28 protein-coding genes and 2 pseudogenes are annotated in these 24,593 nt (G+C 72.4%); 15 read left to right on the forward strand and 15 right to left on the reverse strand.

Annotated elements, in window-relative coordinates; all coding sequences use genetic code 11:
• Nucleotides 1-78 precede the first annotated feature (78 nt).
• From ASG76_RS12065 to ASG76_RS12080, 4 genes are all read left to right on the forward strand, one after another.
• On the forward strand, nt 79-636 hold the full coding sequence (locus ASG76_RS12065) for a PadR family transcriptional regulator (protein ID WP_056603338.1): 558 nt from the start codon (nt 79-81) through the stop codon (nt 634-636).
• Nucleotides 633-2,648, forward strand: a complete 2,016-nt coding sequence (locus tag ASG76_RS12070) for an NADPH-dependent 2,4-dienoyl-CoA reductase (RefSeq protein ID WP_056603341.1) — start codon at nt 633-635, stop codon at nt 2,646-2,648. The genes ASG76_RS12065 and ASG76_RS12070 overlap by 4 nt, the downstream gene beginning before the upstream one ends.
• A 125-nt stretch (nt 2,649-2,773) precedes the next feature.
• Nucleotides 2,774-3,178 (forward strand): ANTAR domain-containing protein, encoded by a 405-nt coding sequence (locus ASG76_RS12075; protein WP_082587473.1) that lies wholly within the window; start codon nt 2,774-2,776, stop codon nt 3,176-3,178.
• Between the two features lie 76 nt (nt 3,179-3,254).
• Nucleotides 3,255-4,172 (forward strand): PAS domain S-box protein, encoded by a 918-nt coding sequence (locus tag ASG76_RS12080; protein WP_056603346.1) that lies wholly within the window; start codon nt 3,255-3,257, stop codon nt 4,170-4,172.
• Between the two features lie 12 nt (nt 4,173-4,184).
• Here ASG76_RS12080 and ASG76_RS12085 read toward each other — a convergent pair.
• Nucleotides 4,185-4,705: pseudogene (locus tag ASG76_RS12085) on the reverse strand (SOUL family heme-binding protein).
• Between the two features lie 174 nt (nt 4,706-4,879).
• Between ASG76_RS12085 and ASG76_RS12090 the strand changes: the two are divergent.
• Together ASG76_RS12090 and ddaH are read left to right on the forward strand one after the other, a co-directional pair.
• Nucleotides 4,880-5,554 (forward strand): HNH endonuclease family protein, encoded by a 675-nt coding sequence (locus ASG76_RS12090; protein WP_056603349.1) that lies wholly within the window; start codon nt 4,880-4,882, stop codon nt 5,552-5,554.
• A gap of 61 nt (nt 5,555-5,615) precedes the next feature.
• Nucleotides 5,616-6,380 carry a dimethylargininase gene (gene ddaH, locus ASG76_RS12095; RefSeq protein ID WP_056603353.1) on the forward strand — a complete coding sequence of 255 codons (765 nt, stop codon included), beginning with the start codon at nt 5,616-5,618 and terminating at the stop codon, nt 6,378-6,380.
• 9 nt (nt 6,381-6,389) lie between these two features.
• Here the strand turns inward: ddaH and ASG76_RS12100 are convergent, their stop codons facing one another.
• Nucleotides 6,390-7,637: an HNH endonuclease signature motif containing protein gene (locus ASG76_RS12100; protein ID WP_056603356.1), complete on the reverse strand. Its 1,248-nt coding sequence runs from the start codon at nt 7,635-7,637 to the stop codon at nt 6,390-6,392.
• Nucleotides 7,638-7,860: 223 nt separating this feature from the next.
• Between ASG76_RS12100 and ASG76_RS12105 the strand changes: the two genes are divergently transcribed.
• A complete protein-coding gene (locus ASG76_RS12105) occupies nt 7,861-8,223 on the forward strand; it encodes a hypothetical protein (RefSeq protein WP_056603359.1) in 363 nt (120 codons plus the stop codon).
• 59 nt (nt 8,224-8,282) lie between these two features.
• Nucleotides 8,283-10,010, forward strand: a complete 1,728-nt coding sequence (locus ASG76_RS12110) for a helicase (protein ID WP_082587474.1) — start codon at nt 8,283-8,285, stop codon at nt 10,008-10,010.
• 14 nt (nt 10,011-10,024) lie between these two features.
• On the opposite strand, the gene ASG76_RS12115 is transcribed toward ASG76_RS12110, so the two are convergent.
• Nucleotides 10,025-10,468, reverse strand: coding sequence for a MarR family winged helix-turn-helix transcriptional regulator (locus ASG76_RS12115; protein WP_200948160.1), 444 nt, complete (start codon nt 10,466-10,468; stop codon nt 10,025-10,027).
• Between the two features lie 49 nt (nt 10,469-10,517).
• On the opposite strand from ASG76_RS12115, the gene ASG76_RS12120 reads away from it, so the two are divergent.
• Complete coding sequence (locus ASG76_RS12120; RefSeq protein ID WP_056603365.1) at nt 10,518-11,129, forward strand: maleylpyruvate isomerase family mycothiol-dependent enzyme; 612 nt, start codon at nt 10,518-10,520, stop codon at nt 11,127-11,129.
• 2 nt (nt 11,130-11,131) lie between these two features.
• Here the strand turns inward: ASG76_RS12120 and ASG76_RS19120 are convergent.
• The 3 genes and pseudogenes from ASG76_RS19120 to ASG76_RS12130 all read right to left on the reverse strand — a co-directional run.
• A pseudogene (locus ASG76_RS19120) lies at nt 11,132-11,305 on the reverse strand (hypothetical protein); the annotation flags it as partial.
• 22 nt (nt 11,306-11,327) lie between these two features.
• Nucleotides 11,328-11,513, reverse strand: a complete 186-nt coding sequence (locus tag ASG76_RS19405) for a thermonuclease family protein (RefSeq protein ID WP_056603368.1) — start codon at nt 11,511-11,513, stop codon at nt 11,328-11,330.
• A gap of 84 nt (nt 11,514-11,597) precedes the next feature.
• Entirely contained in the window at nt 11,598-12,578 is a 981-nt protein-coding gene (locus ASG76_RS12130; RefSeq protein ID WP_056603372.1) for a hypothetical protein, read from the reverse strand.
• Nucleotides 12,579-12,676: 98 nt separating this feature from the next.
• Here ASG76_RS12130 and ASG76_RS12135 point away from each other — a divergent pair, with 98 nt between their 5' ends.
• Nucleotides 12,677-13,453 carry an esterase/lipase family protein gene (locus tag ASG76_RS12135; RefSeq protein WP_056603375.1) on the forward strand — a complete coding sequence of 259 codons (777 nt, stop codon included), beginning with the start codon at nt 12,677-12,679 and terminating at the stop codon, nt 13,451-13,453.
• A gap of 121 nt (nt 13,454-13,574) precedes the next feature.
• Here the strand turns inward: ASG76_RS12135 and ASG76_RS12140 are convergent, their stop codons facing one another.
• From ASG76_RS12140 to ASG76_RS19750, 5 genes are all read right to left on the reverse strand, one after another.
• Complete coding sequence (locus ASG76_RS12140; RefSeq protein ID WP_056603378.1) at nt 13,575-14,579, reverse strand: beta-ketoacyl-ACP synthase III; 1,005 nt, start codon at nt 14,577-14,579, stop codon at nt 13,575-13,577.
• A 58-nt stretch (nt 14,580-14,637) separates the two neighbouring features.
• The gene (locus tag ASG76_RS12145) at nt 14,638-15,369 is read right to left on the reverse strand and encodes a hypothetical protein (RefSeq protein ID WP_056603381.1); all 732 of its coding nucleotides are present in this window, start codon (nt 15,367-15,369) and stop codon (nt 14,638-14,640) included.
• 60 nt (nt 15,370-15,429) lie between these two features.
• Entirely contained in the window at nt 15,430-16,044 is a 615-nt protein-coding gene (locus ASG76_RS12150) for a DUF4230 domain-containing protein (RefSeq protein ID WP_056603384.1), read from the reverse strand.
• Between the two features lie 106 nt (nt 16,045-16,150).
• The gene (locus tag ASG76_RS12155) at nt 16,151-16,576 is read right to left on the reverse strand and encodes a DUF1810 domain-containing protein (RefSeq protein WP_056603387.1); all 426 of its coding nucleotides are present in this window, start codon (nt 16,574-16,576) and stop codon (nt 16,151-16,153) included.
• 12 nt (nt 16,577-16,588) lie between these two features.
• Nucleotides 16,589-16,720, reverse strand: coding sequence for a hypothetical protein (locus tag ASG76_RS19750; RefSeq protein WP_268788361.1), 132 nt, complete (start codon nt 16,718-16,720; stop codon nt 16,589-16,591).
• 81 nt (nt 16,721-16,801) lie between these two features.
• Here ASG76_RS19750 and ASG76_RS12160 point away from each other — a divergent pair, with 81 nt between their 5' ends.
• Complete coding sequence (locus tag ASG76_RS12160) at nt 16,802-17,446, forward strand: DUF998 domain-containing protein (protein ID WP_056603390.1); 645 nt, start codon at nt 16,802-16,804, stop codon at nt 17,444-17,446.
• 3 nt (nt 17,447-17,449) lie between these two features.
• Here ASG76_RS12160 and ASG76_RS12165 read toward each other — a convergent pair whose 3' ends face one another.
• Both ASG76_RS12165 and ASG76_RS12170 read right to left on the reverse strand, forming a co-directional pair.
• Entirely contained in the window at nt 17,450-18,097 is a 648-nt protein-coding gene (locus ASG76_RS12165; RefSeq protein WP_056603393.1) for a hypothetical protein, read from the reverse strand.
• Nucleotides 18,098-18,218: 121 nt separating this feature from the next.
• Complete coding sequence (locus tag ASG76_RS12170) at nt 18,219-18,653, reverse strand: pyridoxamine 5'-phosphate oxidase family protein (RefSeq protein ID WP_157559094.1); 435 nt, start codon at nt 18,651-18,653, stop codon at nt 18,219-18,221.
• 171 nt (nt 18,654-18,824) lie between these two features.
• On the opposite strand from ASG76_RS12170, the gene ASG76_RS12175 reads away from it, so the two are divergent.
• Nucleotides 18,825-19,526, forward strand: a complete 702-nt coding sequence (locus tag ASG76_RS12175; protein WP_056603396.1) for a hypothetical protein — start codon at nt 18,825-18,827, stop codon at nt 19,524-19,526.
• Between the two features lie 70 nt (nt 19,527-19,596).
• On the opposite strand, the gene ASG76_RS12180 is transcribed toward ASG76_RS12175, so the two are convergent.
• Nucleotides 19,597-20,172, reverse strand: a complete 576-nt coding sequence (locus ASG76_RS12180; RefSeq protein ID WP_056603399.1) for a TetR/AcrR family transcriptional regulator — start codon at nt 20,170-20,172, stop codon at nt 19,597-19,599.
• Between the two features lie 62 nt (nt 20,173-20,234).
• Between ASG76_RS12180 and ASG76_RS12185 the strand changes: the two genes are divergently transcribed.
• From ASG76_RS12185 to ASG76_RS12195, 3 genes are read left to right on the forward strand one after another with little or no spacing between them, the layout of a single operon-like run.
• Entirely contained in the window at nt 20,235-21,389 is a 1,155-nt protein-coding gene (locus ASG76_RS12185; RefSeq protein ID WP_082587476.1) for an FAD-dependent monooxygenase, read from the forward strand.
• A complete protein-coding gene (locus ASG76_RS12190) occupies nt 21,386-21,847 on the forward strand; it encodes an LIC_13387 family protein (RefSeq protein ID WP_056603406.1) in 462 nt (153 codons plus the stop codon). The genes ASG76_RS12185 and ASG76_RS12190 overlap by 4 nt, the downstream gene beginning before the upstream one ends.
• A 5-nt stretch (nt 21,848-21,852) precedes the next feature.
• Nucleotides 21,853-23,025 carry a nucleotide sugar dehydrogenase gene (locus ASG76_RS12195; protein WP_082587477.1) on the forward strand — a complete coding sequence of 391 codons (1,173 nt, stop codon included), beginning with the start codon at nt 21,853-21,855 and terminating at the stop codon, nt 23,023-23,025.
• Here ASG76_RS12195 and ASG76_RS12200 read toward each other — a convergent pair.
• Nucleotides 23,022-24,593 (reverse strand): glycosyltransferase, encoded by a 1,572-nt coding sequence (locus ASG76_RS12200; protein WP_082587478.1) that lies wholly within the window; start codon nt 24,591-24,593, stop codon nt 23,022-23,024. The genes ASG76_RS12195 and ASG76_RS12200 overlap by 4 nt on opposite strands.

Consider the following 24,593-nt stretch of genomic DNA (forward strand, 5'->3'; position numbering starts at 1 on the left):
AGGGGTGCGGCGCGGCGGGAAGTGACGCGCGCCACCCCCTCTTGCAACTCGTTGCATAGGTCGGCCACACTGCTCCCCATGGCCCTCGAGCACGCCCTCCTCGTCGCGCTCAGCGAGCGACCCGCGAGCGGCCTCGAGCTGACCAAGCGCTTCGAGAAGTCGCTAGGCTTCTTCTGGCACGCCACCCACCAGCAGATCTACCGCGTGCTCGCGCGGATGGAGGCCGACGGCTGGGTCACGGTCGAGGTCGTCGAGCAGGAGGGCCGCCCCGACAAGCGGGTGCACACCCCCTCGGCGACGGGCCGCCGCGCGCTCGCCGACTGGCTCGCGGAGCCCATGCCGATGGAGACCTTCCGCAGCGAGGTCGCGGTCAAGCTGCGCGGGGCGTCGTACGGCGACCGCGCGCGGCTCACCGCCCACCTCCTCGACCTCCGCGCCGACCACGCCACGCGGCTGGCGCACTACGAGCGGCTCGAGCGCGAGCAGTTCCCCGACCCGACCGGTCTCGACGAGGCCCGCCTGGACCAGTGGCTGGTGCTGCGCGGCGGGATCCGGATGGAGCGGTTCTGGATCGACTGGTTCACCGACTACCTGCAGGCCCACGACGTACGCATCGATGGAGAGGCATCCGCATGACGCACCCCACCTACCCCCACCTCCTCGAGCCGCTGACCCTCGGCGCCGGACCGGACGCGCTCACGCTGCGCAACCGCGTGGTGATGGGCTCGATGCACACCGGCCTCGAGGACCACCCGTGGGACATCGACAAGCTCAGCGAGTTCTTCGCCGAGCGCGCCCGCGGGGGCGTCGGCCTGATCATCACCGGCGGCTACGCGCCCACCAAGCGCGGCTGGCTCAAGCCCTTCGCCTCCGAGATGACCAACCGCCTGCACGCGATGCGTCACCAGCGCGTCACCGGCGCGGTGCACGAGGCCGGCGGCGCGATCGCGCTGCAGGTGCTGCACGCGGGCCGCTACGGCTACCACCCGCTCTCGCAGAGCGCGTCGGACAAGAAGTCGCCGATCACGCCCTTCAAGCCGCACGCGATGTCGTCGAAGGAGGTCGACCACACCGCGACCGCCTTCGCCAAGAGCGTCTCGCTGGCGCGCAAGGCCGGCTACGACGCGGTCGAGATCATGGGCTCCGAGGGCTACCTCATCAACCAGTTCCTCGCCGCGCGCACCAACGACCGCGACGACCAGTGGGGCGGCTCGGCCGCGCGCCGCATGCACTTCCCCGTCGAGGTCGTACGACGCTCGCGTGAGCTGGTCGGCGACGACTTCCCCATCGTCTACCGCATCTCGCTGCTCGACCTCGTCGAGGGCGGCCAGACCTGGGAGGAGACCGCCGAGCTCGCGCTGCACCTGGAGGCGGCCGGCGTCACCGTCTTCAACACCGGCATCGGCTGGCACGAGGCCCGGGTGCCGACGATCATCACCCAGGTGCCGCGCGGGGCCTGGCGCTCCTACACCGCGCGGCTCAAGCAGGTCGTCGAGGTGCCGGTCTGCGCGTCCAACCGCATCAACACCCCCGAGCTCGCCGAGGACATCATCGCCAGCGGCGACGCCGACCTGGTCTCGATGGCGCGCCCGCTGCTCGCCGACCCGGCCTTCGTCGCCAAGGCGATGGACGAGCGCGCCGACGAGATCAACACCTGCATCGCCTGCAACCAGGCCTGCCTCGACCACGTGTTCTCGAACGAGCGCGCGTCGTGCCTGGTCAACCCGCGCGCCTGTCACGAGACCGAGCTCGTCCTGACCCCGACGATGCGCAAGCAGACCGTCGCGGTCGTGGGCGCCGGTCCCGCCGGCCTGGCCGCCGCCACCAGCGCGGCCGAGCGCGGCTTCGCGGTGACGCTCTTCGAGGCCTCGCCCGAGCTGGGCGGCCAGTTCCGCCTCGCGATGGCGGTGCCGGGCAAGGAGGACTTCGCCGACACCCTGCGCTACTTCACCCGTCGCCTCGAGGTGCTCGGCGTCGACGTACGCCTCTCCACCCGCGCGACCCCCGACGACCTCGCCGTCTTCGACCAGGTCGTCGTCGCGACGGGCGTCGAGCCGCGGATGCCCGAGATCCCCGGCATCGACCACCCGAGCGTCGCGTCGTACGCCGACGTGCTGAGCGGCAGGGTCGTGCCCGGCAAGCGGGTGGCGGTGATCGGCGCCGGCGGCATCGGGGTGGACGTGAGCGTCTTCCTCACCCACGAGCCCGAGGACCTCGACGACTGGATGGCCCACTGGGGCGTCGGCGACCCCGCACTCCACGAGGGCGGCCTGACCGAGGCCAAGCCGCGCACCCCCGCGCGCGAGGTGACGCTGATCCAGCGCAAGACGACGCCCATCGGCATCGGGCTGGGCAAGACGTCGGGCTGGGCGCACCGCGCGGTGCTCAAGCAGTCGAAGGTGACGATGGTGAGCGGCGCGACCTACGACCGGATCGACGACCAGGGTGTGCACGTCATCGTCGACGGCACCCCGCGCGTGGTCGCGTGCGACACCGTCGTGGTGTGCGCGGGACAGGACTCGGTGCGTGGGCTCTACGACGTCCTCGACCACCGCTCGGCGCACCTGATCGGCGGGGCCGACGTGGCCGCCGAGCTCGACGCGAAGCGGGCGATCAAGCAGGGCACCGAGGTCGTCGCAGGGCTGTAGCCGTCGGACCCTTGTCGGCCCTGCCGACCCTTGCTACCTTCGTTGGCAGCACTGTGCTCCCGATCACACGGGAGCCCCACCCCAGACCCCCGGTGGCATGTCATCGATCGTCCCGGAGGGTGGGCATGCATCGTTTCGTCAACGAGTCGGACCGCAGCGTCGTGGACCAGGCCAGAGGAGTCCTGATGCTCCGCTACGGCGTGGGGTCGCGCGAGTCGCTCGCCGTGCTGGACCGGTGGGCGCAGGACGCCGGGGTCGCGGTGACCACAGTCGCGAGCGCGCTGGTGCACGGCATCTGCCTGGGCCGGGTGACCTCGGAGACCGAGGTCGTCGTGCGGTGGCTCGAGCAGCGCATGCGCGGCGACATCAGCGACGTACGCGCCCAGGACGGGGGGGCAGCGGAGGGGTCGGCGTCGGGGGGAGCACGGGCGTCAGCGCTCGTGTCCTCGCCGGCCCCCACCGTGCCCGCACCCCGCCAGTGGCGCTACTCCTCGGCCGTCCACGCCGCGCGGGTGCTCCGGAGCCGCTGAGCTCCCCGCTGCAGCGGGCCCGGCGGGAGGTCATTGGACCCTGCCGTCGCACCAGCGCACGGCGCACGATGGGTCCATGGGCCAGGAGGAGTGCATCAGCGCCGAGGAACAGCTCGCGGCGATCGGGCAGGCGGTGATCACGACCGACCCCGCCGGCACGATCGTCTACTGGAACGAGGCCGCGGAGCGGTTGTACGGCTGGGCGGCGCACGAGGTGGTCGGCCGCGACGTCGCCGAGGTCACCGTGTCAGAGGTGGGCCAGGACGTCGGCGCGGAGATCATGGCGGCGCTGCGCGACGGCGTCCCGTGGTCGGGTGGTTTCCCGGTGCGGCGCAAGGACGGCAGCACGTTCCCCGCCCTGGTGACCGACGCGGGCGTCTACCGCGAGGGCCGGCTCGTCGCCATCGTGGGCGTGTCCACCAACCTCGGGTCGGCGATCCGGCCCCTCCTCGAGCGCTCCACCGACGCGGCGCTGCTGCTGCGGCACGACGCCGTGATCACCTATGCCAGCCCGGCCGTGGAGACGCTGTTCGGGTGGGACCAGGACACGCTCGTCGGCACCTCGGTGGTCGACCTGCTGCACGACGACGACCGTCCAGCCCTGGGCCAGCTCCTCCAGGACGTCGTCGCCCACCCCGGGGCACACCCGCCGGCCGCGGTCCGGGTGCAGGCGTTCCACGACTGGCGGTGGGCCGAGGCCGCCTTCACCAACCTCCTCGACGACCCCACGGTGCGCGGCGTGGTGTGCAACCTGCGTCCCAGCTCGGCCCTCGTCGCGATGGAGCAGGCAGAGATGCGCTCCCGCCAGCTCGAGACCGCCCTGCGGACTCGCCTGGTGATCGAGCTCGCCAAGGGGTTCCTCGTGGGCCGTGACGGGGTGAGCCCCGACGAGGCGTTCTGCGCGCTGCGGTCCTACGCCCGCGCGCACCACCTGACGGTGCACGACGTGTGCCAGCGGGTCGTCGACGGCGAGCCGCTCATCGCGCCCGCATGAGCCGCCTCGCGATCAGGCTGTCGGCGGCCTCACCGGTACGACGACCTCGTTGCGACGCAGGAACCACGGGGTCCACGGCGGGTCGAAGCGCGCGAACCGCGGGGGACCGACGGCCTCGATGCCGGCCGCGTCGAGTGCGGCGTACAGGCGGCGGGCGTGCTCGTCGTAGCGCTCCCGCGTCCGGAGAACCTCAGCGCGGCTGCCGTCTGCGCCGGGACCGAACGGAGCTGGACGTCGGGGTCGGACGGGTCCGGCGCGCTGGCGCGGTCGAGCTCGGCCGGCATGACGAAGCCGACCACGAAGCGACCGGCGGCCTCGTCCTCGGCCTCCTGCACCACCGGCGCGGTCATCGCCACCTTGCGGGAAGCGGCGTTGCGGCCACCGATGTAGCCGGCGAGCCGCCGGAAGCTGGCGTTGCCGGCGCCCTCGAACGACCCGGTCACCCGTGTCTCGGCCACCACGTGGTCGGGATAGCGCCGCAGCTCGAAGTCGGAGTACTCACGCACCACCTCGTAGTGCTGCTGCTCGGTCATGGGCCCACTCTCCCTCGCCGCCCGCGTCCGGCCCAGGGCCGGACGGCCCGACCGCGGGTCGAACACCGCTCGAACATCGCGTGTCGGGACGCCAGTTCGCCTGCGAATCAGTGGTCCAGGAGGTAGGAACAGCGCGCCGCAGGTACTCGGCCTGCCTTCACAGCTGGAGCCCCCATGCTTCGTTCTCGGTTGCTGTCCCGTCCCACCGCCGCTCTCCTGAGCGCCCTCACCGCACTGCTGCTCGTCGGTCCCCTCGCCCCGGCAGAGGCGGCATCCACCTTCTCGGGCTCGCTCGCCCAGGGCGTCGCTGCGATCCCCACCTCGTCGGAGGCCAACACCGGCTACGACCGCACGCTCTTCAAGCACTGGGTCGACGCCGACGGCGACTGCCAGAACGCCCGGCAGGAGGTCCTCATCAGCGAGGCCGAGACCGACACCCCGATCACCTACACGACGTCGGGCAGGTGCACGGTGGCCAGCGGACGCTGGTTCTCCTACTACGACCGCGTCTCCTGGACGCTCGCCTCCGACGTCGACATCGACCACATGGTGCCCCTCGCCGAGGCTTGGGGCTCCGGCGCGAGCGGCTGGACCTCGGCGCGGCGCGAGGCGTACGCCAACGACCTGGGTGACTACCGCACGCTCGTCGGCGTCACCGACAACGTCAACCAGGCCAAGAGCGACCAGGACCCCGCGACCTGGCTGCCCACCTACGACAAGTGCCGCTACGTCGCGGAGTGGGTCGCGGTGAAGATCCGCTGGGGCCTGTCGGCCGACTCGGCGGAGAAGAGCGTGCTCAACAGCTATGCCAGCAGCTGCTCCAACACGGTCACGGTCAACCTCGCCTGAGCGGTCGGCCTGACGTCTGGCCTGCTCGTCGGCGGGCGGGGGTGCTGGGAGGATCGGTGGCGTGAACCGTCGCGCCCTCGTCCGCCGCCCCAGCCCCCGCCTCGCCGACGGGCTGCTGACCCACATCGACCGCGTGCCGGTCGACGTCGACCTCGCGCTGCGGCAGTGGGAGGCCTACGTCGCCGCGCTGCAGGCCGAGGGCTGGAAGACCGTCGAGGTGCCGCCGGCGCCCGACTTCCCGGACTCGGTCTTCGTCGAGGACACCGTGGTGATGTACGCCGACCTGGCCGTGATCACGCGCCCCGGCGCTGATGAGCGCAAGCCGGAGACCGCCGGCACCGAGCAGACCCTGCGCGACCTGGGCCTCCGGATCGCGCACATCGAGGCGCCCGGCACCCTCGACGGCGGCGACGTCCTCAAGCACGACGGCACGGTGTGGGTCGGCCTGGGAGGGCGCACCAACCAGGCCGGCATCGACCAGCTCGCTCGGCTGCTGTCGCCGCTCGGGGCCACCGTCGTGGGTGTCCCGCTGACGAAGGCCCTGCACCTCAAGTCGGCGGTCACCGCGCTGCCCGACGGCACGGTCGTGGGCTGGGACCCCGTCGTGGACGACCCGGGCGCCTGGTCGTCGTACGTCGCCGTGCCGGAGGAGCCGGGCGCGCACGTCGTGGTGCTCGACGACTCGACCGTGCTGATGGCCGCCAGCGCACCGCGCACTCGGGCGCTGTACGAGTCGCGCGGGCTCCGGGTGGTCGCCGTCGACATCACGGAGTTCGAGAAGCTCGAGGGCTGCGTGACCTGCCTGTCCGTACGCCTGCGGGGCTGAGCCTTCCTCTTATGTCCGTCTGGCGAAGCGGACCTTGCCGTGCTTGTCGAGGGAGTGCTGGAACGCCGGGTCGTGGATGCGGCGGTGGTGGGCCGGGCAGAGCAGCCGGCCCTTCTCGACGCTGGTCCCGCCGCCGCGGCCCCAGGACACCTCGTCGTGGTGGGCCTCGGTCATCGCGGGCGGAGCGTCACAGCCGGCCGCGGTGCAGCCTCCGTCGCGGAGGCCCATCGCGACCCGCTGCGCCTCGGTGTGGAAACGACGTTTGCGTCCCACGTCGAGCGGCACGCTCGGACCGCCGAGCACGGCGGGGATGATGCCCGCGGTGCAGGCCAGCCGGCGCGCCTCGCCCGCGCTGATGCGACCCCCGGTGTCGAGCGACGCGGCCCTGATGCCGCCGAGGAGCGTCTCGAGGTCCATGGTGACCACGACCGTCGCGGCAACCCCGCCCGACCTGGGCACCGGGCTCGTCGACCTTGCCTCGACGTAGTCCATGAACGCCGCGCCCATCCGGTGCCGGGTGAGCATCGGTCGCTCATCGCCCGTAGAGCTCATCCTGACGGCATGTGCGACGCGAGCCTTCAGCTCCTTGGCGAGCATGGCCCCGTGCCGCGACGGGACGGTGAATCGCCCGTGGCAGACGCCGTGCCCGTCGTCGGTCATGGTGAACGACGCCGCGGCTTCGGCGTCGGCCTCCTCACTCTCCAGACGCCGCGCCTCCTCGGCGTCCGCGGCCTCGGGGTCGACCGCTTCGAGCAACCGATGCCCCAGGACCCGCAGCTCCTTCGCGTCGTGCTCGACGGCCTTGTCCAGCAAGAACGAGGTCGCCGCGGCGGGCACCCAGTCCTCGACCTCGTCCGGCAGGGCGTCCACCGCATCAGTGATCACGCGCGCCTGGTCGGTGCGGAGGCCTCCGGCCGCCAAGCCCTGCGCGACCTCGTCGTGGTCGTCCAGCGCCGTGGCCAGCCGGGCCATGCGGTGGGCCTCCGCGCGGGTCGTACGCGTCGCGTGCGACCACCAGCTCGTCGTCGAGGTCGCACCGGTGTCCATGCCCGCGCCGACCGCCTCCGCCTGCCGCAGCACCCGCATCAGCAAGGCGTCGAGCTGGCTCCGGACCCGGGTCAGCGACAGCAGCGACGCCTCGGCGTCCTTGGCCGACATGCTCCACATCGGGCGGTCGATCACGCTGGCGAGGTCGACCTCCAGCAGCCGCGACAGGGCCACCACGTGGTGGTCGTCCCAGTGCGCGATCGCCGTCATGGATGAACTCTTCCAGAGGGCACCGACAGTGGGTCCGGGGTGCGGGGCGGGGTGTGGAGGACGCCGGTCGAGCCTGACGGGCTCGCGCGGGACGCATGTCCGGGCCCTGTTTGCGACGCGCCCGGGACCAGAGACCCCCCGACAGGAGACAGGTGGCACTGTCGGTGCCCCACTGCTGGGCGCATAGTCGAGAGATCCCCACACCAGCGACCGAGGAGAGATCATGGCACCAGCACTCCTGCTCCTGGTGGTGGTCGTGGTCGGCGGCACCATCGCCATCAACCTCTTCCTGCGCAACTGGGTCCGCGAGGGAGCCCAGCGCGAGGCGCACCTGAGGGACCCGCGCACGCACACCGTTGCCTTCGCGATCCCCAACGGCGTCGATCCCGTGACCGCCGAGGCCGCGCTCGCGCACGCGGGCTTCAGCTCCGGGCACGAGCGCGTCGGCATGGTCGAGTGCGTCCGCATCGAGTGCGACGAGTCGCAGCGTGACCGGGTGCGCAGCGTCCTGGAGAGCGCGTTGACGAGCGAGTACGACCGCTCGTTGCTGCCGGCAGGGCACGTCGTCTTCGAGGACGAGCGCTGACGCTGGGCCGCAGGGCGAGCCCGCGCCGACCGGCGGGGAGAGCCCGGTAGCGTCCGGGGGTGGCCAGTCGTCGTCGTCCCGGAGCCGGCCGGCGCACGACGTCCTCCCGCAGGAGCGGCACGCGCCAGCCGCGTTCGTTGCCGGTCGCGGGGCCGGGCGAGCGGCTGTGGGTGCTCGACGTGCCCTACGGGACGCAGGTCGACGGAGCCACGTGGCACCCGGCCGTGAGGACCCACCTCCACGTCGGCGCCGCCCTGCCCGCGCACCTCGCGGCGTACTCGCCGGGGCCCCACACGCTCGGCCGGTTCATCGAGAACACCCTCAACCCCGACGACCCGACGCCCAGCCCCGAGCCGACCGACGAGCTCGAGCCGCGGCGCATCCAGTTCGAGGCCGCCGATGCGATCGCTGCGCGCGCCGAGGCGGGTGGACGGCAGTTCCTGCTGGCCGACGAGCCGGGCGTGGGCAAGACGATCTCCGCGGTCCTCGGGGCGATCGCGGTGGGCGACCTCCGCGGCGCGCGCCGTGTGCTCGTCGTGGCCGACCGGCCCGCCGCCATCACGATCGGCCACTGGTGCCGCACGATCACCGCGCTGGGGGACGGCGGCCTGGAGTGGGTCGTGATCACGTGGGACCGCCTGGACAAGGTCAAGGACCACACGTGGGACGTGATCATCGCCGACGAGGCCCATGCCCTGCGGCGTACGACGACGAAGCGGTGGAAGCTCTGGGCACGGATCTCCGGGCACGGGAAGCCCCACGACACGGCCCCGTTCGTCATCGCCACCACCGCGACGCCCGGGCACACGCCGCTCGAGCTGCCCTACCTCGCGCCTGCCTACGCGCAGGTGCTCGGCGAGCCGATGAAGGAGTGGACCTCCGCGACGCAGCCCGGTGACGCGTTCGCCGCTGCGCTCGAGCGCCACGGCGTCGGCGTGGAGCACGGGCGCTACGGCGCGACGTGGACCACCGACCCCGCGCGGCGGGCCGCCGACCTCAAGCTCGTGCGCGGCTGGCTCGACGAGGAGCGACCTCCCGCGATGCTGCACCGCGCCGCGCCGTGGGGACCGGTCCCCATCTCCGGCATGCCCGTGGCGCTGACACCGGCGGAGCGGTCGGCGTACGAGGCGGAGTGGGGCGAGTTCTGCCGCGAGATGGACCTCGCCCGCCGGGGCCGCAACGTCGCGAAGGGGCGGGCCGCGCTGCTGCGCTTCCGGCAGAAGGCCGGGCTGATCCGCGTCGACTCCACGGTCGCGTGGATCGCCCAGCAGGTCGAGGCCGAGCGGCAGGTGGCGTGCTCGGTCGAGTTCGTCGCGACCGCCGCCGACCCGATCGCCGACCGGCTGCGCGACTCCGGCATCGAGGTCGCCTCGATCTACGGTCGCGACCGCTTCGACCCCGAGGCCGAGCGGCTGCGGTTCCAGACCGGGCAGGCGAAGGTCTGCGTCTTCACCACGGTCGCCTCGATCAGCCTGCACGCCGGCGAGGCTCTCGCCGACGGGAGCCGGGCGAGCACCGAACCGCGGGTGGGCCTGTTCCACCAGGCGCGCTTCTCGGGCATCGCCGGACGACAGGTGACCGGACGCACCCACCGCGACCACCAGGTCTCGCCGTGGCACATCGCCTACGCCGAGGGCACCGTCGAGGAGCAGGTGGGCAGGGTGATGGTCGAGCGGATCGCCGCGGCCTCCGACACCGTCGGCAGCGACACCACCGGCCTCACCGACCTCGCCGAGCTCCTCGGCGCCGACTGGCTGCCCGTCGCGTCACTGACCGAGGGCGCCTGAAGGGCCGACGGCCCCTACGCCCACGGGTCGGTGATCTCCCGGAGCCTCCGCATCGTGTCCTCCAGGTCCCGCATCCGGTCGGCGCCGAGGTGCGCCTCCCACTCCCCCAGCGCCCGGTCCACCTCGACCTGCGCGGCGACACCGACCTCGCGGGCGTGGTCGGTGAGGCGTACGAGCTTGGCGCGGCCGTCGGCCGGGTCGGGGACGCGCTCGACGTATCCGGCGCGCTCGAGCTGGTCGACGATGGACGTGGCCGACTGCTTGGTGGTGCGGGCGCGCGCGGCGAGGGTCACGACCCGGGTGCCGTCGGGGTCGATCTGCGCGATCAGGCGGGCCTGGGTGGGCGTCAGGTCGGTGGCGCCCGCCGCCACCACGGCGTCGTAGGCCCGGGCCTCCAGCGAGCGCGAGGCGACGTACATCAGGACTCCCAGCTTGGGCGTTGACGACTGGTCGGGCACGGGTCCATATTAGTCAGAGAACCTGACTATTTCGTGGAGGAGGTGCGTCATGGACAGCGACGCGATCTGGCACCACATCGACACCGAGCGCGCGGCGCTCGCCGACATCCTCGAGACGTTGCCGGACGACGCGTGGCGCGTGCCGTCGCTGTGCGACGCATGGACGGTGCGCGACGTGGCCGCGCACCTCTGCTTCGCGCAGGCCGGCATCCGCGACATCCTCCGCCCGGCGCTGCGCTCCGGGCTGCGCTACAACGCCACGATCCGCACCAGCGCGATCGACAGCCCGCTCACGCACCCGGAGATCATCGCGACGCTGCGCGGATTCGCCGGCTCGCGGCGCACCGCGGTGGGCGTCACCGAGCGGGAGGCGCTGCTCGACACACTGATCCACACCCAGGACATCTGCGTCCCGCTCGACATCGACCATCGTGCGCCGACGGACGCGGCAGTGGCCGCGCTCGAGCGAGTCATCTGGTGGTCGAGGCGCATGCCGCTCGGCCCGCGGCTGCGCCACCTCCACCTCGTCGCCACCGACGCCGACTGGGAGTGGGGGTCGGGTCGCCGGGTCGAGGGGACGGTGCAGTGGCTGCTGCTCGCCGCTGCCGGGCGGAGCGTCGCGCACCAGCACCTGCGCGGCGACGTGCGCGCCCTGGCCTGAGGTCAGCAGACGTCGCGGGACGTCGCGTCGGCGGCGCGGTAGCGGTCCTGGAGCGGGTGCCAGTCGTAGCCGTCGAGACTGTCGTAGCGCGCCTTGGCCAGGCCGTGCCGGACCAGGACGAGCCCGGCGTCACGACCGCCCACGCGCACGTAGCGCAGGAGCCGGCCGTAGCGGTCCCGGTCGTCGACGCTCGCCGGGTTAGCCGCACTGCCCGACCTCCGGGGTGTCGATGCCGATCAGGCGGACATAGGTCCCCGAGCTCAGCCGGATGGTGTCGCCGTCGACCACGTAGGCGACCGACGCGGCGCCGGCCGGGGCGAGCGGCACCAGGGCCAGCATCGTGGCGGCGAGCGCCGTGGCCCACAGGCGGTGGAGCGATGACATGAGGTCCCCATGGTCGGTGGTGGCTAGAGGTTGCGCCATGCTCACACGGCGCCCGCGGGCTGTCAGACGAACCGGCGAACGGCCTCAGGCCGCGCTGGCCGGCACCGCGACCCGGCTCGCCCGCCGCCCCGGCAGCCAGCGCACCGACGCGGCGGTCTCGGCCGACGAGCCGTAGACCAGGAGCGCGAGGAAGACGCCGTAGACCGGCAGGTGCCCGACCATCTCGGTCTGCCCGAAGAGCAGCAGGGTCGCGTTGAAGGGCACCATCGCGACGAGCACGGCCACCTGCGGGAACGCCCCAGAGATCACCAGCAGGCCGAAGAGCAGCTCGGTCGCACCGGCGACCGCGACGAAGGTCTCGGGCGAGAGGTGGATGCCGACGAGCGAGAAGACGTCGAGGGCGGGGTAGCGCTCGAGCGTGTCGATCGCCATGCCCGGGTTGGTCAGCTTCTCCGAGAACGCCAGCACGATCAGCGCGACACCCACACCGAGGCGCAGCCACAGCAGCGCCCAGCGCAGGTGAGCGCGGGAGGGGTGCGCCGCGCCGTGCGCGTCAGGCCCGGGGGGTACGACGACGAGGAAGGCCGCGACGGCCGCGAGGTTCGCGCACTCGCCGAGCGCCGTCCATCCGCCGACCACGGCCAGGGCCGGGGCGAGGGCCAGCACGAGCGCGGACGCGGCGCGCAGCTGCCAGCCGGTCACCAGCCAGATGCCCAGCGCCGCCTCGACGAGCAGCAGCACCTTGCCGGCCCCCTCGAAGTGGTCGATCGACGGCGTGATGAACGCCCCGGTCGCCGCCAGCGCGAGGAGCGCGACGCCGAGGTGGATGCCGAGCAACCGCGGGACCCACGGCACCAGCCCGCCGAGCCGCTGCAGGAACGGCAGCTCGGGGCGCTCGACGCGCAGCGCGAGGAGGCGCCACACCACGGTGACGGCGACGACGGCCGCGGTGAGGACGAGGGGCAGCGGGGAGAGGAAGAACGACCAGTCCCCGGCGGCCTGCGACTGGACGAACCAGCGTTCGTGCGTGGGCAGGGCAGGGACGAGGACGAGCGGGAGGGTCATGGCTCAAGCCTCGGGTCCCGGGCGCCGCGGGTGATCGGGCGAAGGTCCGGAGCTGCGGGGGACCTAGGTCCCCAGTGCGGTCGTCGTACAGTCGCGGCATGCCTCGCCTGCCGCTGTCCGGCCACCACCTCCTGGCTGCGACGGGCGTGCGCTCGCGGGCGCGGCACCGTGCCGACACCCATGCCCTCGGGCACCCCACCGGTCCGCCGACCACCCGCGCGGCGCTGCGTGAGCTCGGCTCGGTGCTCGACGGCGTACGCCTGGTCGGGGCGCTGCCACGGCTGTCCACCGCCCCGCGCGGCGACGGCCACCTGGTCGTCGACATCCCCGGCTGGAAGGCGCCCGAGCTGTCCGGGGCACCGCTGCGCGCCTACCTCAAGCGGCTCGGGTACGACGCCCGCGGCTGGGGCTTCGGCACCAACACCGGCGACCCGAGGCGTGACGTCGAGCGGCTCTCGCGGCGGGTGCTGGAGCTGGTCGAGGAGTCGGGCTCGCCGGCCTCACTCGTGGGCTGGAGCCTCGGCGGGGTGATCGCGCGCGAGGTCGCCCGACGGCACCCCGACGCCGTACGCCGCGTCATCACCTACGGCACCCCCGTCACCGGCGGCCCGCGGCACACGACCGTCGCGCGCGCCTACCGTCGCGGTCCCGACCCCGACGGCGACCGCGTCGCGGAGCGGCTCGACGCGACCGGCCCGATCCCGGTGCCGCTGACGATCATGTTCTCCCGGCGCGACGGGATCGTGTCGTGGCAGGCGTGCCTGGACCACACCTCGCCCGACGCCGAGCACGTCGAGGTCTTCTCCACCCACATCGGGATGGGGATCGACCCCGACGTGTGGGCGGTCGTGGCGGACCGGCTCGCGCGGCGCTGACGGCTGCTCTCGGCTGCTGGCTGCAGCTCTCGCGGCTGTCGGGATCCCCGGATATCCGGGGATCGCGACGACAGCGCGGTGATCCTGGTGCGGATGCCGCATCAGGATCACCGCACAGTGGTCAGCCCAGCGGCGGGAGCGTCACGACCTGGCCGGCATAGCTCAGGCCGGCACCGAAGGCGATCAGCAGCGCGGTGTCGCCGACGGACGCCTGGTCCTGGCGCAGCATCGCCTCCATCGCGAGCGGCACCGAGGCGGCCGAGGTGTTGCCGGAGTCGATGACGTCGGTGGCGACGGCCACCGACTCGGGGAGCTTGATGTTGCGCGCGAGCGTCTGGGTGATGCGCAGGTTGGCCTGGTGCGGGATGAAGGCGTCGAGCTCGTCGACGGAGACGCCCGCCAGCCGCAGCGCCTCGTGGGCCACCTCGGCCATCGCGAAGGGGGCCCAGCGGAAGACCGCGGTGCCCTCCATCTGCACGACCGGGTGGTCCGCGCCAGAGTGGTCGCGAACCCCCATGCAGCTCGGGGTCTGGGTGATGACGTGTGCCTGCGATCCGTCGGAGCCCCACGCCGTCGGGCCGATGCCGGCCTGCTCCGACGGTCCCACCACGACCGCGCCGGCTCCGTCGGCGAAGATGAAGGCGGTGCCACGGTCGGTCGGGTCCATGAAGCGGCTGAGCTGCTCGACGCCGATGACCAGCACGTGCGACTCCGCGCCCGAGCGCACCATCGAGGCGGCCAGGTTGAGCGCGTGGCAGAAGCCCGCGCAGCCGGCGGAGATGTCGAAGGCGGCCGCGGTGATGCCCAGCGCGGTGGCGACCTGGGGCGCGGAGGCGGGCGTGTGCTCGGGGTGGGTCGAGGTGGCGACGATGACGCAGCCGATCTGCTCGGCGCCCACGCCGGCCGCCGCGAGCGCCTTCTCGGCCGCCGAGATCGACATGCCGATCAGCGTCTCGCCCTCGCCGGCGAAGCGCCGCGTCCTGATGCCCGAGCGGGTCTGGATCCACTCGTCGGTGGAGTCGAGGACCTCGCAGATCTCGTCGTTGGTGACGACCCGCTCGGGGCGGTGGACCCCGAGACCGAGCATCGCTGCGTGGGTGAGGTCGGTCGGCTGCTGGATCGTCATGTCGCGAGCATAGGCATGAAGGTCGTCACACCAGCAGGGGCGGCGTGCGCTCGTCCTGCTAGCGCGGAGCTAGGTCGAAGATCGCGGACTGCGAAGCGGACAAGCCCGTGGCTCCACGAAACCTTAGACGGAAGTGGATGCCGCCCATGGCTCCGTCGGGATTGGAGACCCAGCGGGCGGTCCCTGAGGCGTTCGTCGTCTTGGTCACGCCGTAGTTCTCCCACCGCGCCAGGTCCCACCACAGCTCGATGCGACGACCTGCCAGTGGCCTGCCGTTGCTGGTCAGCCTGCCCGTCCACTGCCACCCAGCCGAGCCGTACGGCGTCTTCGACACCACCAACCTGGTGAGCGCCGGCCGGGTCACCGACAGGCGCACGGTGGTTGAGCCCGTGCGCCGCTCGACGGGGGAGACGGCGTCGTCGTTGATCACCACATCGACCGAGATCGTGTAGCGACCCGAGACCAGTCCCTCACCGCAACGCGGCGTGATGCTGCCTCGGTAGGTCTCGTCACCGTCGATCCACGACTTGTCAGCACCGAAGCTCGTGCCTGCCCTGTCACGCAGGCGTGCGACGACGTCGTATGACCCGCCATTGGGAAGCACTCCCGGCCGCACGGAGAACCGGATCGGCGTGCTGCACGAGCCAGTGTCGACCTCGACGACGCCGTCATCCGCGCGGACCGAGACCGCGATGGAGCCGGTGCGCGGCGGGGGCTCACCCACTGCCTGCGCCGGCGGCGCGAGCACGAGTGCTGCGAGCAACATCGAGAGGAAGGTGGGAATGCGCATCAGGTACTCCTGGGTGACGACGTCAGGACGCCGGAGACGACTGGATTGGTTCGGAACCGGTCAGGCCGCGATCGTGATTTCGACGCCAAGCGACTTGCCGAGGCCGATCAGGAAGGTCTCGGTGTTCTCGCGTGCCTGGGCGCGGAGTTCTGAAGCATCTGCGGCGGTGCGGATCTTGTCCTCGGCCAGCTGGTAGATCTCGCTCTGGTCGTCGGTGGACATGGCGTCCTGGACGCGATTGACCAGACCGCGGTCCTGGTCGTAGAGGTAGGTCTCCTCCTGGTCGAGATTCGGCTCGTCGAGCTCCGCCTCTGGCAGTCGGATGGTCGCCTTGGTGCCATCCTTCGACAGCACCACGTCGTCCTTGCTCAGACCGGAGAAGTCGACGTAGGCGTCGACCGTCCCGGTGGCGACGAAGAGGGAGCGTTCGCCGGCGAGAAAGCTCGGCACCCAGTTGACATCGTCCTCGACATCGACGAGCACCTGGAAGTTGCCTACGGCAGCCCTGTACTCGCTGACGTCCTCGATCGACTCGAGGAGCGGGGGCTGGCTGCGGTCGACGCGGTCGGTGTCGAAGGGGTTGACCAGATCGAGGATTGCAACGAGTGCCAACACTGCAACAGCAGTGACCCCAACGGTGCCGGCGAGCAACAGTGCGATCGACTTGAGCTTCACGGATGGTCCCCCTGCTGGATTGACGACCCGAGTCGACGGGCCGCGGGAAGGCTACGTCTCCGCGCCGACATCCGGCAGGCGAACGATCGAGACCGACGTGTGACCCTCACACCAGCAGGGGCGGCGTGCGCTCGTCCTGCTCGCCGCCGAAGAACCGCGCCAGCACCGCGTCGTACGTCGGCTCGTCGGGGTCGGCGAGCGCGAAGAGCGTCATCGACGAGCGCAGCTTCATCGCGTCGGTGCCGCCCAGCACCTGCTCGGCGGTGCGGTCGTCGCCGAGGTCGAGCAGCGCGCGGCAGCACTCGAGCAGCCGCGGGCCCAGCACGTCGTGGTGCACGTAGGCCCGGGCCTCCGCGAGGTCACTGATCGCGAAGGCCTGCGCGGTCGGGCTGTGCCCGAGCCCGGCCACCTGCGGGAAGACGAACCACATCCAGTGGCTCGTCTTGCGGCCGGCGCGCAGCTCGGCGAGCGCGCGGTCGTAGGTGCCGTGGTCGTCCTGCGCGCGCACGAAGCGCTCGAGGTCGGTGCCCACGGAGCGCGCGGCTCAGACCGGCTCGGGCTCGGTCTCAGGGACGGGTGCGCCCGGGTCCTCACCGGGGGCGACGGGGTTCACGGAGGGGTCGCCGGACGGCACGATCTCGGGGTCGGACGCGGGCTCCATCGGTGTGGTGGTCATCGCTCCGGTCTACGCCTCCTCGCCGGCGTTGGCAACGCCCGCCCCACCCCGAGAGAGGGGGCGCGCCAGTAGGTTGACCGCGTGCCCGACGCCCCCTCCCGCGCCGCCCAGCTGGGCGCGATCGCCTTCCTGCTGCGACCGACGTACGTCCTCACGGAGGTGGTCACCGCGGCCGCCACCACCGGCGGCTACAGCTTCGTCTCCGACTCGGTGAGCAGGCTCGGCGAGGTGGGCTGCAGCGAGGCCTACTGCTCACCGCGCCACGAGGTGATGAACGGCTCCTTCATGGCCTACGGCGTGCTGCTCGCCGGAGGGGCTCTGCTCCTCGCGCGCCCGCTGGGCCCGTGGGTGACGGGCCTGCTCGTCGTGTCGGGCGTGAGCTCGTACGCCACCGGGCTGGCGCCGCTCGACCAGGACGCCGCGCTCCACGCGATCGCTGCGAGGCCGCTGTTCGTCGGCCAGCCCCTGGCGCTGCTCCTGCTCGGGCACCGGCTGCGCGACGAGCGACCCCGGCTCGCCACGGGCCTGCTCGCGACCGGGATCGTCACCGCGACCGCCGCGGTCGGCTTCATCGTCTCCGGGGACGACCGGGCTGCGGGAGCGCTGGAACGGCTCGCGCTGTGGCCGGTGCTCCTCGGGCTCGCCGCCTTCGCGTGGGGACACCGCCCGAGCATGGAACGACCCCGCCCCTGGCGGGGGCGGGGTCGAGTGACCAGTCGGTCGTAGGGGTCAGCGCAGCACGCCGCACAGGGCGGGGTCGGTCGCCTCGGCCGGCAGGCTCGGGTCGAGCTCGCTGGCGCCCGCGCCCTCGAAGTCGTACGTGCCGTTGCCGTTGTGGTCGACACCGTGGATCACGATGACGCCCTTGCCGCTCTTGATCGCGCGCAGCACGGCGCCGGGTGCGAAGTTGATGGTGCGCTCGTACTCCTCGACGCCCTTGGGGGTCGTGGGGAAGCGGTCGACGGCGAGGCCGCTCTTCGGGCTGGTGTCACCGGAGGTGGTCAGCGACTTGAGGATCGGGCCGTAGGCCGGCACGCCCTCGGCGACGTTGAGCCGGTGGTCGTTGTTGGTGTCGTCGAAGACGCTCGGGCACTCGTTGCGCGCGTCGGCGCCGAAGTGGAGGTGCTGCGCGTGCGGCAGGCCCTTGGCCAGGCGGCGCGCGTCGATCTCGACGTGGGCCTTGCGACCGGTGATCTTCACGTGGGCGTGACCGGTCGCGCCGGAGTCGTTGAGCGAGTTGAGCGTGGCGTCCAGGTGGACCGTGCCGCGGGCGGCGGGGGCCGCCTCGGTGGCGTTGCCGGCCTGCATGCCGACGGCGCCGAGCGAGCCGGCGAGGACGAGGCCGCCGAGGGCGGCGTAGAGCTTGCGGTGCTGCATGGGGTGCTCCTTGGTGACGGTTACGTGGCCGACTGCCGGCCTCGCTGTGTGCTTCGTCACCGGCGCCGCCACGGATTGCACCCGTCTCCCGACGACCACCCCCAGGGGTGTGCGGGGGGCCTCAGTCGTGCAGGCGCAGGTGCAGCCACGGGCGGGAGAGGTGGAACGCGCGGCCGGTGACGACCCGCGGGGTGATCTCGACGACGTTGTACTTCAAGGTCCCCACCCACGGTCGCAGCGGCACGTTCTCCGCGCGGTGCTCCTCGTCCTCGCCGAGGATCCGCGCCGAGCCGCGTACGACGACGCTGCGGGCGTGCTCCTCGTCGTAGCGGTCGATCTCGAGCGCCACCTCGGAGCCCATCGCGACCGACAGCAGCTTGTCGCCGCCCGCGGTGCGGAAGAGCACCGTGTCGTGCTCGACCGCGTAGTTGATCGGGGTGATGTGCACCTCGTCGACGAGCCGGAAGGCCAGCCGGGCGAACTCCTCCTCGCGCAGCATGTCCCAGCACTCGTCCTCGCTGAGCGAGGTGACGACTTCGTCCATCTCGTCGGACATGGCGATCGCTCCCTTCCACGCTGCGGGTGTCCTGCTCCGACGCTAGGTCGCGCCGCCCCGGACCGGCAGGGCTGAAAGTCCCACACATCCGCGCCCATCCGTGACCCACGTCACTCCGAACCAGTGCTGAGCCGTCGTCCCCGACGGACACTCCGACGAAGGGTCCGACCCATGCGCCTCCCCGCTCTCCGCCGCCCGTCGCCGTCCATGGCCGTGTCGGTCATGGCCCTCGTGGTCGCCTCGACCGGGACGTCGTACGCCACCGGGCTGATCGGCTCCGCCGACATCAGGAACGACTCGATCACCACGATGGACGTCAAGGACGGCACCTTGAAGGGCCGCGACGTCAAGGACGACGTGATCGGGTCCAACAAGATCCGCAACGGCTCGCTGAAGACCACCGACTTCAAGGCCGGCCAGATCCCAACGGGTCCCCAGGGCCCGGCCGGCGTGGGCCGCTGGGCGCTGGTCGACGCAACCGGCGCGATCGTCGCCCAGTCCGGTGGCTTCAGCGTCACCGCGGGCTACCCCGCCGCGCCCGCCGCGGCCAACGGCAACGTCTACATCAACGCCGGCGAGGACCTCACCGACAACGGCATCATCGCGGTCGTGGCGCTGCAGAACACCGTCGACCAGAACGGCGACATGGTCATGAACGGCCGTGCGCCGGGCGCCGACGCCAACCCGGAGTTCTCCGGCGAGATCGCCGCCGCGATGTGCCAGCCGGGCGTCGTCAACTGCGCCCCTCCCGGCACCGCCAACACCAACCACCTCGTCGTCAGCCCGCGCAACAGCGACGGCAGCTTCACCACCGACGGCGCCCGCAAGCGCTTCTACGTCGTCGTGACCGGCGACTCCAGCGACCGGGGCTGACCCGGGTCGGACAGCGGGCGGGGCGGGGCCTGGGGGCTCGTCCCGTCCGCCGTGGTGCGTCTGCGCAGGGTCACGGGGCGAGCGCGAGGCCGGTGAGGCGGCGCGTCATGGCGACGAGCTCGTCCCGGGAGGGACGGGTGTCGCGGTTGGCGCCCACCAGCCGGTCGTGGACGATGCCGTCGAGGCAGGCGACCAACCAGTCGGCCCGCTGCCGGGCGTCGGGAGCGCCGAGCTCCGTCAGCAGGTCCGCCACCCGGTGCCGGATCGAGCGGCCTCCTGCCTGCAGGACCTCCGCCACCTCCGGTCGCCGCAGCGACTCGAGGCACAGCTCGTACCTCGCGAGGTGGCGTTCGCGCCCGGCTGTCAGCCAGTGGAGCACGAGGTCCGCGAGGGCCCCGGCCGCCACCTCGGCGTCCGCAGCGGTCACCAGGGGCTGCATCAGGTCCAGCTCGGCCAGGTCCTGCTCCACCAGGTCGTCCAGGCACGCGTTCAGCAGGGCGGCCCGGGTGCGGAAGTAGTACGACGTGGACCCCGCCGGCACCCCGGCAGCCGTGTCGACCGCCCGGTGGGTCAGCCCCCGCCCCCCGGCAGTCGCCAGGACGTGCAGTGCCGTACGGGCGATGTGTCGGCGTCGTTCATGCTCCACGAGGACGACACTACAGCCGTAGAGTTGAACAACAAGACTCTACGTCTGTAGTGTCCCACGGCATGAGAGCCGGCACACCCAACCCCGTCGTCGTGGTCGGCGGCGGCATCGGGGGCCTCGCCACCGCACTGGCGCTGCAGCGCAACGGGTGGGCGGTCCGGGTGCTGGAGCGCGGCACCTCGGTGGACGGTGGTGGTGCGGGCCTGGTGCTCTCACCCAACGCCGTGCGCTGTCTCGAGGCGCTCGGGGTCGCGGAGGAGGTCCGCTCCCGCGCGACGGTGCTGCGCCGGTCCGTCGTACGACAGGCTGGTGGCCGCCTGCTCGCTCGCACCGACCTCGACGTCCCGGGCGCGGGCGGGCCGCTGCTCGGCGTCGTGCGCGCCGATCTCTCCGCGGCGCTTGCCGCTGCGCTCGAACCCGGGACCCTCAGGCTCGGGACCGTCGTGGACGCCGTCGCCGACCTCGACGCCGAGCTCGTCGTGGGTGCCGACGGCCTGCGTTCGGTCGTGCGCGGGGCCATGGGGTCGCAGACCCCGCCCACCCACCGCGGCTACACCGCGTGGCGGGCGCTGGTGCCCCGCCGGAGCGACCTCCCGGACCCGGCGACGACCCTCACCGAGACCTGGGGACGTGGCGCGCGCCTAGGGATCGTGCCGGTCGGGACGGGATCGACCTATGTCTACGCCTGCGCCACCGCGCCGGCGGGTCGGCGGCCCGACGAGTCGGGCGAGCTGGCGGAGGTACGGAACCGGTTCCGTGACTGGCACGCCCCGATCGGTGAGCTCCTGGCGGCCGTCGAGCCCGGGATGCTCCTGCGCCACGACGTCCACGACCTGACGCCGGGAGAGGTGGCTCTGCGCCGCGGCCGCTACGTCCTCGTGGGGGACGCCGGTCACGCCATGGAGCCCAACCTGGGCCAGGGCGCGGGACTGGCCCTCGAGGACGCGGTGGTGCTGGCCCACGTCCTCGACGCAGAGCCGACGTACGACGCCGCACTGGTCCGCTACGCCCGCGAACGGGGGCCCAGGGTGGCCGCACTGGGTCGGCAGTCCCGACGGATCGGTCGCCTCGCCCAGCACGCACCCCCGGCCGTCGCGGCCGTTCGGGACCTGGCGGTGCGGGCGACACCGGGCCGCGTCGTGCGGCGGGCGACCGGCCTGGCGACCGACTGGCACCCGCCGAGCCCCGCTCCACCCCCACCCGAGGAGAACCCGTGAACACCACGTCCCCAGCCCGTCGCCCGATCCGCACCACTGCGACCGCGATCGCCGGCGGGCTCCTGGTCCTCACCGGGACCGGCCACACGGCGCTGGTGGTGATCCAGAGCCTCACCGAGGCGCCGGCGCGCGAGGTGCCCACGCGTGAGCTGATGGCAGGCACCTCGGTGGTCCTGGGTGGTGTCGAGCGCAGCTACTGGGATCTCTTCCAGGGCTTCAGCATCCTGATGGCGCTGATGATCGTCGGGTTCGGCGCGCTGCTGCTCCACGCACTGCGACGTGCGCCGCACCTCGTGCTCGACGCGCACGGCCTGCTGGTGCTGTGCGTCGCGGTGCTGCTGCCCGGCCTGGCGATCAGCGCGCTGCTGCTCCCCCGCCCGCCCATCGTCCTCTTCGGCCTCGCGCTGGCCGCGGTGCTGACGGCGCTCTGCGCGCCCACCCGGCGTGCGGCAGACTGAGGCGCGTGACCACCAAGATCTCCGTCGCCGGGCTCGGCTACGTCGGGCTGTCGATGGCCGTCCTCCTCGCCCGCCACAACACCGTCGTCGGCCTCGACCTCGACGCCGACCGCATCGAGCGGCTGCGCCGTGGTGAGAGCCCGATCCACGACGACGACATCTCGCGGTTCCTGGCCGAGGAGGACCTCGACCTCGCGTTCACCACCGACGCCGAGGAGGCACACACCGGCGCCGACTTCGTGATCATCGCGACGCCGACCAACTACGACCCGGTGACCAACTACTTCGACACCAGCACCATCGAGGCGGTCGCCCGCGACGTCATCCGGATCGCCCCCGGGGCGACGATGGTCGTGAAGTCGACGATCCCGGTCGGCTACACCGACGACGTACGCGCCCGCCTGGGCACCGACGACATCATCTTCTCCCCCGAGTTCCTCCGCGAGGGCCGCGCGCTGCACGACAACCTCCACCCGGCGCGGATCGTGGTGGGCGAGGACTCCGAGCGGGCCCGCACCTTCGCCGACCTGCTGCTCAAGGGCGCCGACGCCGACGACGTACCGGTGCTGCTGACCGAGCCGACCGAGGCCGAGGCGATCAAGCTCTTCGCCAACACCTACCTGGCGATGCGGGTGGCGTACTTCAACGAGCTCGACTCCTTCGCGCTCTCCCGCGGGCTCGACAGCCGCCAGATCATCGACGGCGTGGGCCTCGACCCGCGCATCGGCACGCACTACAACAACCCGTCCTTCGGCTACGGCGGCTATTGCCTGCCCAAGGACACCAAGCAGCTGCTGGCCAACTACAGCGACGTCCCGCAGACGCTGATCTCCGCGATCGTGGAGGCCAACACCACCCGCAAGGACTTCATCGCCTTCGACATCCTCGACCGCGAGCCGCAGGTCGTCGGCATCCACCGCCTGCTGATGAAGGCCGGCTCCGACAACTTCCGGGAGTCGTCGGTGCAGGGGATCATGAAACGGCTCAAGGGCAAGGGCGTGGAGGTCGTGGTCTACGAGCCCGAGCTCGACGCGGAGTCGTGGTTCGGCTCGGAGGTGACCAGGGACCTGGCGTCGTTCAAGGAGCGCGCCGACGTCATCGTGGCCAACCGGATGGTCGAGGAGCTCGCGGACGTGAAGGACAAGGTCTACACGCGCGACCTCTTCGGCTCCGACTAGCGACGACGCCCGAAGAGCCCCCGCTTGCCGTCGGGCTCGGCCGCGCGGTCGCCGGCGTCGGGGGCCGGAGCCTCCGTGCCCTCGGCTTTGCGCAGCGCCTTCATCAGCCGGTGCTCGGACTTGTCGGGGTCCATCGGCGGGCGCGCGCCGAGGGTGAAGCGCTCGACCACCCGCTCCTCGACCGGCACGAAGCCGACGTCCCGCGCGCGGTAGGTCTTCACCCCGAAGGACTCCTCGAGCAGCGCCTCGCGGTCGTCGCCGTCGGCGGCGAGGCGGGCGACCCGCGCCAGGGCCGAGGTGCGCTCGAGGCGCGCGGGCGCCCCGTCGTCGTACGACAGCACGCGCGCGCCGTGGTGGGTGCGCTCGAGGTCGTCGAGCAGGGCCGCCAGCGTGGCCGGCAGCGGGGCGAGCGAGGTGTCGGGCAGGGTCAGCAGGAACTCGGCGTCCGAGGTCCCGGCGAACGACTCGACCAGCCGCACCCGCGGCTCGTGGAGGTAGGAGCGGTGGACCAGCCGGGTCTCCAGGACCGGGTCCTCGACGGGCTGCACGCGATCGTCGTGGACGGTCGACCACGGGCCGATGATCGTGACGCGGAGGTCGGGGACGTCGCCGTCGAGCAGCGAGTCGACGACGCGGATGGTCTCGTCGGCGGGGCCGGCGGCCAGGACCACCTCGAGGTAGGGCACCTGGTAGGCCCGGCCGCGGCGGTTGCGCTTGGGCCGCATCGTCGGCACGAGGTCGGCGAGGTAGGGGTCGTTGAAGCGGTTGACCTGCTCGGCGCGGCGCAGCACCTGCGAGCGGCCGAGGTGCCAGCTGCGCGCCTCGCGGTCGACGACGAAGACGCCGCCGGCCTGGGCCAGCGAGTGGCCGAGGTGCATGTCCTCGCCGAGGCGCAGCGTGCGGTCGAACCCCTCGGAGTCGAGGTAGAGCGCCTTGGACACCGAGCCGGTCATGCCGATGTGGTAGCGCTGGGCGCGCGGGCCGGCCGTGCGCAGGTCGTCGGTCTTGGCCCAGTAGTCCTCGACCCACTGGTGCGGCTCGTGCTCCTGGCCGGGGAAGAGGTCGGCCGCCTCGCCCGCGGCGACCCGGTCGCGCACCAGCGCGGGGTCGACCTCGAGCAGCGTGGCCGGGTCGACGAAGCGCTTGTCGCCCCCGGGGACGGCGTAGTCGATGAGGTGGTGCCAGCGCGCGTGCGCCTCGACCTCCTCGCGGTAGGCCAGCATGTCGGCGTCGTACCAGTGCAGCACGTCGCCGTCCGCGGCGAGCGCGCCGAGGTGGCAGGCGTTGGCGCGGCCCCAGCCCTCCTCTACCCGGATGATCCGGGTGTTGTCGGGGCGCACCTCGGGCAGCTCCTGGGCGGGCGTGCTCTGGTCGTCGACGACCAGCACCTCGAGCAGGTGGGCGGGGTAGGACTGGGCGGCCAGGCCCGCGAGGACGTAGGGCAGCGTGTGCTGGTAGTTGAAGGTCGGCACGACGACCGTCACCGACAGCGTCGGCTCCCACTCGCCGAGCGCGGGCGGGCTCAGCACGCCCCAGTCGTTGTGGCGCACCACTGGCTGCCGAGACAT

Origin of the sequence: Nocardioides sp. Soil774 (genome assembly GCF_001428125.1) — a bacterium.
Taxonomy (GTDB): Bacteria; Actinomycetota; Actinomycetes; order Propionibacteriales; family Nocardioidaceae; genus Nocardioides.

What these genes read in the sequence shown, in the direction of transcription:
- ASG76_RS12140 (WP_056603378.1), bottom strand. Translation starts at nt 14,579, where the DNA reads ATGACGATCCAGCAGCCGACCGACCTCACCCACGCAGCGATGCTCGGT.
- ASG76_RS19750 (WP_268788361.1), bottom strand. Translation starts at nt 16,720, where the DNA reads ATGACCACCACACCGATGGAGCCCGCGTCCGACCCCGAGATCGTGCCG.
- ASG76_RS12090 (WP_056603349.1), top strand. Translation starts at nt 4,880, where the DNA reads ATGCTTCGTTCTCGGTTGCTGTCCCGTCCCACCGCCGCTCTCCTGAGC.
- ASG76_RS12075 (WP_082587473.1), top strand. Translation starts at nt 2,774, where the DNA reads ATGCATCGTTTCGTCAACGAGTCGGACCGCAGCGTCGTGGACCAGGCC.
- ASG76_RS12135 (WP_056603375.1), top strand. Translation starts at nt 12,677, where the DNA reads ATGCCTCGCCTGCCGCTGTCCGGCCACCACCTCCTGGCTGCGACGGGC.
- ASG76_RS12165 (WP_056603393.1), bottom strand. Translation starts at nt 18,097, where the DNA reads ATGCAGCACCGCAAGCTCTACGCCGCCCTCGGCGGCCTCGTCCTCGCC.
- ASG76_RS12120 (WP_056603365.1), top strand. Translation starts at nt 10,518, where the DNA reads ATGGACAGCGACGCGATCTGGCACCACATCGACACCGAGCGCGCGGCG.
- ASG76_RS12070 (WP_056603341.1), top strand. Translation starts at nt 633, where the DNA reads ATGACGCACCCCACCTACCCCCACCTCCTCGAGCCGCTGACCCTCGGC.
- ASG76_RS12080 (WP_056603346.1), top strand. Translation starts at nt 3,255, where the DNA reads ATGGGCCAGGAGGAGTGCATCAGCGCCGAGGAACAGCTCGCGGCGATC.
- ASG76_RS12175 (WP_056603396.1), top strand. Translation starts at nt 18,825, where the DNA reads ATGCGCCTCCCCGCTCTCCGCCGCCCGTCGCCGTCCATGGCCGTGTCG.
- ASG76_RS12185 (WP_082587476.1), top strand. Translation starts at nt 20,235, where the DNA reads ATGAGAGCCGGCACACCCAACCCCGTCGTCGTGGTCGGCGGCGGCATC.
- ASG76_RS12065 (WP_056603338.1), top strand. Translation starts at nt 79, where the DNA reads ATGGCCCTCGAGCACGCCCTCCTCGTCGCGCTCAGCGAGCGACCCGCG.
- ASG76_RS12200 (WP_082587478.1), bottom strand. Translation starts at nt 24,593, where the DNA reads ATGTCTCGGCAGCCAGTGGTGCGCCACAACGACTGGGGCGTGCTGAGC.
- ASG76_RS19405 (WP_056603368.1), bottom strand. Translation starts at nt 11,513, where the DNA reads ATGTCATCGCTCCACCGCCTGTGGGCCACGGCGCTCGCCGCCACGATG.
- ASG76_RS12130 (WP_056603372.1), bottom strand. Translation starts at nt 12,578, where the DNA reads ATGACCCTCCCGCTCGTCCTCGTCCCTGCCCTGCCCACGCACGAACGC.
- ASG76_RS12170 (WP_157559094.1), bottom strand. Translation starts at nt 18,653, where the DNA reads ATGTCCGACGAGATGGACGAAGTCGTCACCTCGCTCAGCGAGGACGAG.
- ASG76_RS12105 (WP_056603359.1), top strand. Translation starts at nt 7,861, where the DNA reads ATGGCACCAGCACTCCTGCTCCTGGTGGTGGTCGTGGTCGGCGGCACC.
- ASG76_RS12145 (WP_056603381.1), bottom strand. Translation starts at nt 15,369, where the DNA reads ATGCGCATTCCCACCTTCCTCTCGATGTTGCTCGCAGCACTCGTGCTC.
- ASG76_RS12100 (WP_056603356.1), bottom strand. Translation starts at nt 7,637, where the DNA reads ATGACGGCGATCGCGCACTGGGACGACCACCACGTGGTGGCCCTGTCG.